Source organism: Salinigranum salinum (assembly GCF_009176545.1).
Lineage (GTDB): Archaea > Halobacteriota > Halobacteria > Halobacteriales > Haloferacaceae > Salinigranum > Salinigranum salinum.
This window is the reverse complement of record NZ_VTOJ01000002.1, coordinates 1805430-1818611: the sequence shown is the minus strand read 5'-3', so window position 1 is coordinate 1818611 and position 13182 is coordinate 1805430. Positions and strand designations below refer to the sequence as shown.

Annotated in this window: 4 protein-coding genes; 2 read left to right on the top strand and 2 right to left on the bottom strand. The window is 68.3% G+C overall.

The window, feature by feature from the left end; genetic code table 11:
* Window positions 1-58 precede the first annotated feature (58 nt).
* Window positions 59-316, top strand: coding sequence for a hypothetical protein (locus FZP69_RS20135; RefSeq protein ID WP_152043142.1), 258 nt, complete (start codon window positions 59-61; stop codon window positions 314-316).
* On the opposite strand, the gene FZP69_RS20130 is transcribed toward FZP69_RS20135, so the two are convergent.
* Together FZP69_RS20130 and FZP69_RS20125 are read right to left on the bottom strand one after the other, a co-directional pair.
* Window positions 285-1256, bottom strand: coding sequence for a 5,10-methylenetetrahydromethanopterin reductase (locus FZP69_RS20130; RefSeq protein WP_152043141.1), 972 nt, complete (start codon window positions 1254-1256; stop codon window positions 285-287). The genes FZP69_RS20135 and FZP69_RS20130 overlap by 32 nt on opposite strands.
* 323 nt (window positions 1257-1579) lie before the next feature.
* The gene (locus FZP69_RS20125; RefSeq protein ID WP_152043140.1) at window positions 1580-2335 is read right to left on the bottom strand and encodes a coenzyme F420-0:L-glutamate ligase; all 756 of its coding nucleotides are present in this window, start codon (window positions 2333-2335) and stop codon (window positions 1580-1582) included.
* Between the two features lie 193 nt (window positions 2336-2528).
* On the opposite strand from FZP69_RS20125, the gene FZP69_RS20120 reads away from it, so the two are divergent.
* On the top strand, window positions 2529-13175 hold the full coding sequence (locus FZP69_RS20120) for a right-handed parallel beta-helix repeat-containing protein (RefSeq protein WP_152043139.1): 10647 nt from the start codon (window positions 2529-2531) through the stop codon (window positions 13173-13175).
* The last annotated feature ends 7 nt before the right edge of the window (window positions 13176-13182 follow it).

Sequence of the window (13182 nt, the reverse complement as noted above, 5' to 3'; positions counted from 1 at the left end):
CCACTCGCTTTCCGCGCGAAGTGTGAACACACAAGTACCCCCCGTACTCACACGGTACATGGTCACGCTCTTCGACTTCGTCGCTCGGCTCCTCGGGAGTGTCATCGAACTCGTCGTCATCTTCGTCACCCGGGTCGCACTGTCGGACCCCCTCGCGTTCGTCTCCTTCCTCGTCGGTGCCGGGCTGACCACGTTCGCCGTCGCCGCGCTCGGCTATCTGGCACTCGGCGCACTCGTCGACGCGATCGCCGGCGGCCCCGGCGGTGGCAGGGGTGGGAGCGACGCTATCGGTCGGACGCCGCCGCCGCGAGAGTGATCGCCTCGGCGGGGTCGGGTCCGAGCGGCGATCCGACCACGACACTGTCCGCGTGTTCTCTGACCCGAGCCATTCGCCCGGCGACGTCGTCGACGGTCCCCGCCATGCAGAAGGCGTCGACCATCGTCGGCGTCACGCGCTCGAACGCCGCCGAGAACTCGCCCGCACGGATCTTCTGACCGATCGCCGCCGCGCGGTCGTGATCGATGCCGTGTCTGTCCAGCACCGGCGGGGCCGCCCCCGCGGCGATGAACGCCACCGGAGGGCGTGCGGCCTCCCGCGCTGCCTCGCGGTCGTCGGCCACGGAGACGCTGGCGTACGCCGCGAGGTCGAACGTCCCGTGGTCGTCGGCTCGCTCCGCGATCCCCTCCTCGACGCGATCGCGGGCCCACGCGAGGTCGTCGGGGTGTGAGCCGTTGAACAGGAGGCCGTCGGCGTGTTTGCCCGCCATGCGGCACATGTTCGGCCCCTCGCCGCCGACGTAGACGGGGATCTCGCCGGGCACGTCGAAGTTCAGCCCGGCGTTCTCGCACGCGAACGCCCCGTCGTGGGAGACGCGCTCGCCGTCCCACAGTCGCCGGGCGACGCGGAACGCCTCCAGCACCGACCGGAGGCCGCGCTCGTCGGCGAGTCCCAGGTTCTCGAGCGTCGACGGGTCGCCCGGACCGATCCCGAAGACGGCACGACCGCCAGACTGCTCGGCGACCGTCGCCACCTGCGAGGCCAGCGTCACCGGGTGGCGGTCGTAGGGGTTCGCCACGCCCGGCCCCAGCCGCACGTCGTCGGTCGCGGTCACGAGGCGAGCGAGCACCGCGAACGGGTCGCGGTTGTTGTAGTGCGAGGAGACGAACAGCGTGTCGTACCCCGCGTCCTCTGCGCGGGCGCCGAGATCGACCACGTCGTCGACCGGCTGTTCGGGGGTGAGTTCGATCCCGAACATCACGCGATCCCCCTCTCGGAACGCGCGGCCGGGTCCGTGTGGTCGGTTGCCCACGGGTCGGCGTCGGCGGTTGCTCGTGGCGCGTATCGTCGCATACCGGTCCTCGGAACTCGCCGGGTTTCAACGGTCGAGATACCGGCAAAACGGTAGTCGGGAGACGGTGAGTTCGCTCCTGGCATGCGGAGGGACGACCCCCACGCTTACGTACGAAACCGCGGCCACGACGTCACATGGACCACTGAGAGTCACCCCGGTGCGTCACGCGTCTGTGCGAGACAGCGCATCGGGTCTGCGGGTTCCGCCTGTTCGCCCAGGACCGACGGCTACCCGTCGAAGTGCCACGCACGGATCGCCTGCCGGACGAGGTCGTCGTCGACTTCCCGGAAGAGCTCGTCGCTCCCCGCGTGCTCGCCGAACTCGAAGTCGCGGACGACCACGACGGGGGTCCCGCCCGCACCCTCCCCCGCGACGAGATTCGCCGCGGCGGCGAGTTCGTCGACGACGCTCTCGACCGTCGCCGTGAGCTCGCGGCCGTCGCGGTCGCGTTCGCCGCGCCAGTCGCGCGAGGCGGGGAGACCGGCCCAGCCGATGGCGACGCCGCGCTGGCCGTGGCGGAACGGTCGCCCGCAGGTGTCGGTGACGACGACGCGGTCGGCAGCGAGTTCCTCACGGAGCCGCGCGGCCGACTCGGCGGGACGCTTCGGCAGGAGGAGCAGGTCGCCCCCGGGGACGTTCGAGCGGTCGATCCCCGCGTTGACGTTGACGTGACCGAAGCGCGTCTCGGTCAGGAGGAACGGCGCCTCGAGCAACAGCTCCGTCGACTCCTCGAGCACGGCCTGCGCGAACCGAGGGTCCTTCTCCTCGCCCGTGATCGCTTCGAGGCGTGCGGCGATCTCGTTCGCCCGCGGCCCGGGCGGAAAGTCGTCGAGCGACGCGACCCTCCCCTCGGCTTTCGACACGACGGTCGAGGCGACGCAGACGACGTCGTCGGGCGCGAGATCGACCCGTTCGGCGACCAGCGCGGCGAGATCGTCGCCCGGCTCGATCTCGGGCAGTCCCTCGACAGCGAACAGTTCCATACTACCGGGTTCACCCCGGAGGTAAAAAGAGACGCGTGCTCGCTCTCGGGGGCTCTCTTTCGGGCCGTTTCCGTACAGCACCGTTTTCGGCTAGCGTCTATGTATTTTAATCGGCTATTATCGTATGATAGTGGTACGTTTAACGGATAGTCCACGAAGATGTTAAATACCGGTGCGTCGTGTCAGGCGCATCATGCTATCTCGGGGTGGACCTCTCTCGGTCGTCGCCGTCGTCGTGCTGGTCGTGCTCGCGAGCGTCTTCCCCGGGATCGTCGTCGCCGCCAGCGCCGCACACACGGGTAGCGGGATGGAAGCGGATCACGTCTCGGCCGCATCCGAGACGCCGTGGGACCTCTCACCCTTGGCGAACACGCGGTCGGGGGTCGCGGCTTCGCTCGATGGTCTCGCCAGCGGCGTCGCGGCCACGGGCGGCTGGTTCGGCGCGCTCGCTCCGGATGACGGGTTCGCGGCCGTCGAACCCGTCGACGGGTGCCGCGTCATCGATTCCCCAGGGAGATACGAACTTCAGGGAGACATCGTCGGTTCCACCGATCCCGACTGCATCGATATCCAGTCGTCGGACGTGATCTTCGACGGGAACGACCACACCATCGAGGGCGTGGACGACCCGGACTCCATCGGGATCGTCGCCGGGTTCGCGCTGTCGAACGTCACTGTCAGGAACGTCACGGTCGTCGACTGGGGCGGTGGGATCTTCTTCGACGAGGTCGCCGACGGAGAGATCCGACACGTCGACGCCCTGAGTAACGAGAACGGCGTGGAAACGTTCGACTCGAACGGGCTGACGATCGCCGACCTCGTCAGCCAGGACAACACGGACCTGGGGCTGTTCGTCGAGTCGTCGACCGGGACCCTCACCGACGTCGTCTTCGGAGCCAACGACGTCTCTGACCTCGAACTCGAGGAGGCGACCCTGACCGGGGAGAACGTCTCCGTGGGATCGGCGACGCTGTCGTTCACTGCCCGCGACGTCTTCGTGACAGGGGTCAACTCGCCGCCCGCGGACCCGAGCGCCCGCGAGAACGTGGGCGTCTACTTCGACGCGGTGGCCTTCTCGGCGGACGCGTTCTTCGACGTGACCGTGTCGTACGACGAGGCCGACCTCTCCAGTGTGGACGAGTCAACGCTCGCGCTCTGGGAGTTCGACGGATCGGCGTGGACCGAGGTACCGGAGTCGTCGCGCGACGAAGCCGCGAACACCGTCTCCGCGAACATCACCGGGTTCAGCGTCTTCGCACCGCTGGGCGAGCCGACAGACGTCAGTGAACCGGGCGGTGGGACCGAGGTCTCGGCCTGTGGCGTCATCGATTCGCCCGGGAAATACGAACTCACCGGTGACATCACGGACAGCGGCGAGACCACCTGCATCGATATCCAGTCCTCGGACGTCGTGGTGAACGGCAACGGCCACACGGTCGACGGCGTCGACGCCGACGGGACCACGGGCGTGGCCGCCGGCAACGTCCTCTCGAACGTCACCGTCCGCGACCTCACCGTCTCCGACTGGGACACTGGCGTGGAGTTCACGGGCGTCGAGGGCGGCGAACTCCTGGGCGTCGAGGCGACCAGCAACGCGGAGGGAATCCTGCTCGAACAGTCGAACGCCACGGTCCGCGAGACCGTCGCTCGCGACAGCGTCGACGCCGGGATCGTCCTCACCCTCTCGACGGCGACGTTCGAGACCACCACCGCGAGCGGGACGACCGGTGGGCCCGGAATCACCCTCTTCGACTCGACGGCAACGTTCGCGAACACGACCGCGAACGGGAACGACGGCGCTGGCGTCGTGGTGGGCGGGACCGACTCGTCGCTCACGGACACCACCGCCGTCGGCAACGGCGGGCCGGGGATTCAGCTCTCCGACGCCAACCGGACGACGATCCGGGGCGTCATCGCTACCGACAACCGGGCAACGGGTGTCCTGATCCAGAACTCCAACGGGACCGACATGGCCGACGTCAATGCCTCCGACAACCGCGGCAACGGGGTCGAACTGTCGTCGAGGTTGCAGTTCTGCAACACGACCGTCGAGAACGTCGTCGTCCGGAACAACAGAGGTACGGGTCTCTTCATCGATTCCGCCTCCAACGACGTGTTCACCGACATCGTCGCGGTCAACAACACCGACGGCGTGGACGTCATCAACGGGGCCAACAACACGTTCACGAACGTCTCCGTGCGCGACAGCCGCGACGACGGGATCAGCGCCTTCCTCGCGAGCAACACCACCCTCACGGACGTCGTGGTGATCAACAGCACCTTCGACGGCATCAGGTTCGACGACTCTCCGAACGCCACGCTGACGAACGTCTCGGTCGCCGTCACCGGCTTGGAGGGGCTCACGCTCCTCCAGTCCGCCGACGTCACGCTTCGGGACGTTTCTCTGGTCGACACTGGCGGAATCTACTCCTTCCAATCGGCGAACCTGACGGGCGAGACCGTCTCGACCGAGTCGGCAACGCTCTCCTTCGAGGCCGACGACGTCTCGCTCGCGGGGGTCGAGAACCCGCCCGCGGATCCGACCTCGCCCGAGCGCCAGAACGTCGGGGTCTACCTGGACGCGACGAACACCACAGCAACGGGCTACCTGAACGTCACGTTCGCGTACGACCAGGCGGCGGTCGATGCCGCAGGCGTCGACGAGTCGACGCTGGCACTCTACCGGAACGATTCGACGGCGTGGACACCTGTGGATTCGACCGTCGACACGGCTACCAACACCGTCTCGGCCAGCATCACCGAGTTCAGCGTCTTCGCGCCGCTGGGCGAGCCGACGGACGTCAGCGGGCCGGGTGACGGCACCGACGTCTCCGCGTGTCGCCTCATCGACTCGCCCGGGAGATACGAACTCACGGCGGACATCACAGACAGCACCGCAAGCGTCTGTATCGACATCCGCTCGTCGGACGTGACGTTCGACGGGAACGGCCACACCATCGGCGGCGTCGACGGGTTCGAGACGACCGGCGTCCGCGTCGACGGCGCGGGCGTGCCGCTCTCGGACGTCACCGTCCGGAACCTCACGGTCTCCGAGTGGTCCAACGGCATCCGTTACGAAAACACGTCCCGTGGGACCGTCGAAGGTGTCACGGCCCTCGATAACGGTTTCAGCGGGGTTCGGTTCGTCGAATCGCCCGACGGCACGCTCGTCGACGTCTCGGCCGTCGACAACGGATTCCTCGGCGTCGTGTTCGCCGGTTCGCCGAACGGCACGCTCACCGAGGTGACCACGGCCAGAGGCATGACTGGCGTCCTGGTGGACGACTCCCCCGACACCACGCTCACGAACGTCTCGGTCGTCGATGGAACCGAGGAGGGGCTCACGGTGCTCGGAAGCGACGACGTCACGCTCACGAACGTCTCGGCGATCAACAACTCCCTCGGCGCACTCGTCCGATCCTCGGTCGACGCCGTGGTCGACGGTGGGACCTTCGCCGCGAGTCGGGGGGACAGTGTGCGATCTCTCGGAGGCCACGGCCTGCGGATCGAGACCAGTCCGAACGCGACGGTCCGGGGAGCCATCGCCGACAACAACGCCGGCGACGGTGTGTTCGTCACCGGCCAGAGCAGGGGCGAAAGCCGGCTGATCGCCGACGGGAGCAACGGAACGCTCGTCACCGGCGTCACCGCCCGGAACAACGTGCGGTACGGCCTGTACGTCAACAGTGCTACCGACGTCCGGTTCGTCGACACCGTCGCCGAGGGCAACGCGGTCGGCGGCGTCTTCGAGAACGCCACCGACGTGACGGTTGCCGGGAGCCGGTTCGCCGACGGGACGATCGGACTCGCCGTCACCGAGAGCGAGAACGTAACGATCGACGACAGCGACGTGGTGAACAACACGGTCGTCGACGACACCGCGACCCTCCCGGTCGACCTGTCCGACGGGACCGGGGGTGAGGAACTGATCGGCACCATCGGAGTGCTGTTCGTCAACACGACGGACGCCAGCGTGACCGACACCGAGATCAGCGACAGTTACCTCGGGGTCCTCTCGGTCTCCGGCGACGGGATCGAGGTCGTCGACAGCGAGGTGACCGACGGATTGATTGGGGTCGTCGGAGTCGAGGGCCGGAACGCCACCCTGACCGGCAACGAGATCCGGAACAACACCCGCGAGATTCCAGCGGGCGTCTCGATCGGCTTCAGCGCACCGGGCGTCGAGGGCTTCGGGCTCGCGTTCCCCAGCGCGACCAGGGACACCGGGATCTTCCTCCAGTCGGTCGACGGCGTCGACGTCGCGGACAACACCGTCGCCGACAGCACGGTTGGCGTGGCCGTCTTCGAGCCGACCGGCTCCGATCCCGCGGCGGGCGAGGCCGACCGAGTTCGCGACAACGACGTCTCGGACGCGGTCCTCGGTATCGTCCTCTCGGGGATCGACGGCGCCACCGTCACGGGCAACACGATCACCGAGGGCGGCGGCGTCGTCGGCAGCCTGGCGGTCCCCGGGTTCGGGCTCGTCGTCCTCGACGGCAGCGGGAACGAACTCGCCGACAACACCGTCCGCGACCAGCTGGTCGGTGTGGGGCTGGCGAACGCGAGCGACAACACGCTCGCCCGGACCACGGTCACCAACTCCTCGTTCGGCGTCGTGCTCGACGGGGCCGACCGGAACGAGCTGTCCGACACCAACGCGACGGGCAACGCCCTCCCCGTCCCCACCTACCTCAGCGCGCCGTTCCCGCCCACCGGCGTCGCGATCTCCGAGTCGGACGACACCGTCCTCTCGAACACGACCGCCGCGGAGAACGTCGAGGGTGTCGTGGTGTTCGCGGCGAGTGGCACCGACGTGCGGAACCTCACCGCCCGGAACAACACGGCGAACGGGCTCGTCCTCGACGGTTCGCCAGTGACGCTCGCGGACGTGACGGCCGTCGACAACGGCCGGTGGGCGGTGTTCGCCGAGAACAGCAGCGATGCCGACGTGACCGACGTCGACGTCGGTTCGGCCGTCTTCGACGCAGAGATCCGCGACGTCGCGCTCGTCGGCGTCGACTCGCCGCCGGCGGACCCGTCCGGTCGGACGAACGTCGGCGTCTATCTGAACGCGACGAACACCTCGGCGTCTGGATACCTCGACGCGACCGTCGACTACGACCAGACCGCGGTCGACGCCGCGGGCATCGAGGAGTCGTCGCTGCAGCTGTGGCGCAACGACGGCACCGGGTGGGAGCCGGTTCCCGTCCCCGTTCCGGGCTCGTCGGTCGACATCGACGCCGACACGGTGTCTGCGAACGTCACCGAGTTCAGTGTGTTCGCGCCGCTGGGCGAGTCCATGGACGTCAGTGAACCGGGCGACGGCACCGACGTCTCGGTCTGCCGCGTCATCGACTCGCCAGGGAGATACGAACTCACGGGCGACATCCTCGACAGCGGCACGGACGTCTGTATCGACGTCCGCTCGTCGGACGTGACGTTCGACGGGAACGGCTACACCATCGACGGCGTCGACGCCGCGGAGAGCATCGGTGTCTTCGCGAACGGGACGGCCGCGCCGGTCACGAACGTCACCGTCCGGAACCTCACCGCCACCGACTGGGCGAGCGGTGTCCGGTACGAGAACGCGACCGAGGGACGCGTCGAGGGGGCGAGCGCCGACAGTAACGACGTCGGGTTCAGCTTCGAGAGCACCGAGTCGACGGTCCTGCGCGACGTTGCGGCCGTCGGGAGCGACCGGATCGGGTTCGAGTTCGACGACTCCGAGAACAACACCCTCACCGACGTCCGTGCCGTCAACACCACCGAACGGGCGTTCGCGTTCAGCGGGGGCGGGAACAACACACTCACCGACGTCTCCGCCGACGACAGCGGGTTCGATCCGGGCCAGAGCGGCGGCTTCGTCGCGTTCAGCTTCAGCGATGCCGACGACAACGTCCTCACGAACGTCTCGGCGAACGACAGCGCGGTGGACGGGTTCCGGTTCCTGAGTTCCGAAAACAACACGCTCACCAACGTCTCCGCGAACAACAGCGGATCCGCTGGTTTCAGCTTCTGGCGCAGCTCCGGCGACCCGGACGACTCGGCCGGGAACAACACCCTCACGACCGTCTCCGCGAACGACGGTGTACTCGGCTTCCACTTCGTCGGGTCCGGGAGCAACACCGTCAGCGACGCATCAGCGAACGACAATCGCGTGGGCGGATTCCTGTTCGAGGCGTCAGACGACAACGCCCTGCGAGACGCGTCCATCGCCGAGGGCGTGCTCGGTGTCAACGTCGAGGCCTCCAGGAACAACACCTTCGTCGACGTCGCGACCGAACGGACAGCCATCGGCTTCCGATTGAACCTGACGCTCAACACGAGCCTTCGGGACGTCTCGGCGGTCGACAGTCAGGTCTACGGCGCGCTCGTCATCGTCTCGAGCGACGTCGGGATCGACGGAGGACAGTTCGAAAACAGCACGAGGGACGGAATCAAGCTCGAAACGACCCTGAACACGACGATCAGGAACACACGTGTGCTCGAATCCGACCGATACGGCGTGTCGATCAACGCCACCCGTAGCGTCCGGATGGAGAACGTGACGGTCACGGACAGCGCGGTGTGGGACTACTTCGCGACGAACGGCACTCAGAACGTCTCTGTCGTCGACTTCCGGACCGACGCCGCGACGGTCTCGTTCGTCTCTGGCGACGTCGCGCTCTCGCCGACGACCCAGCCGAGCCCGCCGCCGTCGGGGGTGCTCCCGCTCGGGACGTACGTCGACGCGACCAACACCACGTCGAGCTCGTCGTTCGGGGTGAGCTACACCGACGCCGACGTCGCCACCGCAGGGATCGACGAGTCGACGCTGGCACTGTGGCGCTGGAACGGCTCGGCCTGGTCGCTCGTGTCGGGATCGACCGTGAACACGACGACGAACGTCGTCAGCGGGAACGTCACCGGTCCCGGCGTGTACACCGCGTTCGGTCGACCCACCGTGTCGGGCGGCGGCACCGACGTCTCCACGTGTCGGGTCATCGACTCGCCGGGGAGATACGAACTCACGGGCGACATCACCGACAGCACCGCGGGCGTCTGTCTCGACGTGCGGTCGTCCGACGTGATCCTCGACGGGGGCGGCTACACGATCGACGGCGTCGCCGCGGCCGACACGGTGGGGGTGTTCGCCAACGGGACGGCCGCCCGGATCGAGAACGTCACCGTGCGGGACCTCACCGTCTCGGACTGGGGGGACGGGATCCGCTTCGAGAACGCGACGGACGGGCGGGTCGCGGACGCGGTCGCCGAGCGCAACGGCGACGGCTTCGAGTTGACCCGATCGCCGGGGGTGGCGCTCGTCGACGTCGCCGTCGAAAACAGCAGCGCCACGGGGCTCCGGATCACCGACTCGGCAGGGAACGGCTTCAGGAACGTCTCGGTCGCCCGGAGCGGGGGCAGCGGTTTCGAGTTCGAGGCGTCCGGGAACAACGTCTTCACGAACGTCTCAGTGAACGACAGCGAGATCCGGGGGTTCGACTTCTCGAACGCCGGGAGGAACCGGTTCATCGACGTCTCGGTGACCGACAGCCGCGACAACGGCTTCGAGTTCTGGGACTCCGGCGACAACACGTTCAGGGACGTCACCGTGGTCAACAGCACCCGCAGCGGCTTCCGATTCATCATCGACGCCGGGAACAACACGTTCAGGAACGTCACCGTGATCAACAGCAGTTCGATCGGGTTCGAATTCTTCCTGATATCGGGAGGGAACACGTTCACGAACGTCTCGGCGGTCGAAAGCGGCGCAGACGGGTTCGCGTTCGCGTTCAGGGAGACCGGCGACAACACGTTCAGGGACGTCTCCGTGGAGACCGCCGGGGGGCACGGGTTCAGTTTCAACGCGGGGAACAACACGTTCAGGGACGTCGCGGTCAGGAACGGCCGCTCGGGCGGGTTCGAGCTGTACGACGCCGGGGGTAACAGCCTCACGAACGTCTCGGTCGTCGACAGCGGTCCGGTGGGCTACCGGGTCGCCGTCGGGGACAACGTGCTGCGGAACGTCTCCGCGGTCAACAGTAGCGCCGAGGGGTTCCTGTTCACCGGGGCCGACGGCACGACCCTCACCGATCTCTCGGCGAGCGACAACGCCGTCGGCCTCTCGATCGTCGACTCCGCCGGCGTCGTGGTCGACGGCGGCGTCTTCGAGAACAACACCGCCGACGGTATCGACCTCGACGAGAGCAGCGGCGTCACGATACGGGACACGACCGCGCGCGACAACGGTCGCTGGGCCGTGGTCGCGTCGAACCTCTCCGGCGCGTACACGGCCGAGAACCTCACGGTCCGGTCGGCCGTCCTCGACGCACGGGCGCGAGACGTCGCCGTCGCCGGCGTCGAGTCGCCGCCGGTCGATCCGTCCGACCGCCGGAACGTGGGCGTCTACGTCAACGCGACGAACACCACCGTGGGCGGCTACCTCGATCTGACCGTCCGTTACGACCCGACGGTCGTCGACGGCGCGGACGTGAACGAGTCGACGCTCCGGCTGTGGGTGTTCGACGGGACGGACTGGACCGACGTGCCGGGCTCGACCGTTGACACGACGGCGGAAACCGTCTCCGCGAACGTCACCGAGTTCAGCGTCTTCGCGCCGCTGGGCGAGCCCGAGGGTGCCGGCCCGGTCGTGCCGTCGACCCTCGTGGTCGACGACGACGGCCTGCAGTGTTCGGTCGCGAGCCACACCACCATCCAGCACGCGGTCGACGCCGCCGGACCGGGCGACGTCATCGAAGTCTGCTCGGGGACGTACGCCGAGAGCGTCACCGTCGACACGAACGTCTCGCTCGTCGCGAACGGCACGGCGGTGCTCGACGGGACCGACACGAACGACACCGCGTTCCTGATCCTCGCCGAAGGGGTGACGATCGACGGCTTCGAGGTCAGGAACTACACCGCGCAGTCGATCCTGGCCACCGTCCTCACGGTGGGCGCGTCGATCGACGGTGTCACCGTCGCGAACAACACCGTCGAGTACGGCGGGCCGGCGGCCGGGACGTCGGCAGTCTCGAGCGGGATCAGCGTCGACAGCAGCGCGACCGACGGCACGATCCGCGGGAACACGCTCGTCGGCGGCGAGAACGGCGACGTCGCCATCGAGATCGCCGCGGGGTCGGCCGGCGGAGCGGCGAACACCGACGTGTCGGACAACACCGTCACCGTCGCCGCTGGGGACGGGATCAGCTTGCTGAACGCGCCCGACAGCGACGTCGTCGCGAACGACGTGACAGCGGTGTCGATGGCCGCCGACACCCACGCGATCTCCGTCAGGGTCTCCGACGGGACCGTCGTCGAGGGCAACACGATCGATCTCGCGATCCGCAGCAGCCAGCGCGGGGTCACCATCGCGGACTCCGGCGGACATCTCGTCACGGGTAACACCGTGACGGGCGGGCAGTTCGGCGTCGCCGTCGGCGGCGGCGCGAGCGTCGCATCCACGACCGTCCGTGACAACAGCCTCGCGAACCAGACGGGCGGCGGGGATTCGGCGGCGATCTCCGTCTCGGGTACCACCGGCGACGACGGACAAATCGTCGGCAACACAGTCGAGGAGAGCGACACCGGCGTCCACGTCTCCGGATCGGACGACGTGACTGTCTCCGGGACCGAGATGACTCGCGTCGACGAGGGTGTCAGGGTCGACAGCGGCAGCGAAGGGACGAGGATCGTCGGCGTGACGGTCACGACCACGGCTGTCGGGGTAGAGCTGGTCGGTGTGGCGGAGACACTGGTGGTCGACACGACCGTCGCCAACGCGACGACAGCCGTCCAGACGCGGTCGGGCAGCACGGACACGACCGCGACGAACCTGACGCTCGACACTGCGGTGGTGACGTTCGACGCGAGCGAGGTCGCTGTCGCGGCCGAACCGTCGCCGCCGGCCGACCCCGCGGGGCAGCGCAACGTGAGCCAGTTCGTCGACGTGGAGGCGCTCGGTCCCGGCGCGTTCTTGAACCTCACGATTGCGTACGACGCGGCGGCCGTCGCGTCCGCGGGTGTCGACGAGTCGACGCTGGCACTCTGGAAGCACAACGGCTCCGTCTGGGAGCCGGTCGCCACGTCACAGATCGACACCGACGCGGACGTCGTCTCGGCGTACGTCACCGAGTTCAGCGTCCTCGCGCCGCTCGGAACGGCGGAGTCCGATACGGGGCCGGAGCCCGAACCGACGCCGACGCCAACCCCGACACCGACGCCGACGCCAACCCCGACACCGACGCCGACGCCAACCCCGACACCGACGCCGACGCCAACCCCGACACCGACGCCCGCTCCCGAGTCGGGCGGTGGGGGAGGGAGCGCGAGCGAGCCTCCCGTCGCCGCGTTCAGCGTGTCGACGACCGCTCCCGAGTCGGGTTCGCCGGTCCGGTTCGACGCGTCGGACTCGGAGGACCCCGACGGGATCATCCTCTCGTACGAGTGGGACTTCGACGGTGACGGGCGAACGGACGCGACGAGCGACTCGGCGCGGATCGGCCACACGTACGAGAACGGCGGGACGTTCGAGGTGTCGCTGACGGTCGTCGACGCCTTCGGCTACACCAACACGACGACCCGGAGCGTCGAGGTCAGTGTGGCTGCGGGTGACGCCAGTGCCGGCGACGGTGGATCTACCGGTGGCGGTGGGGCCGCAACAGCGACGCCGACGGACACGCCGACCACGACGCCGACGGACACGCCGACCGCGACGCCGACGGACACGCCGACCGCGACGCCACCGACCGAGACCGCCACGCCCGCCCCATCGGCGACCCTGTTCGGCGTCGCGTTCCCGTGGTGGCTCCTCGTGCTCCTCGTGGCCGTGGTGGTCGGCCTGTACGTCTACCGACGTCGGTGACCGACGG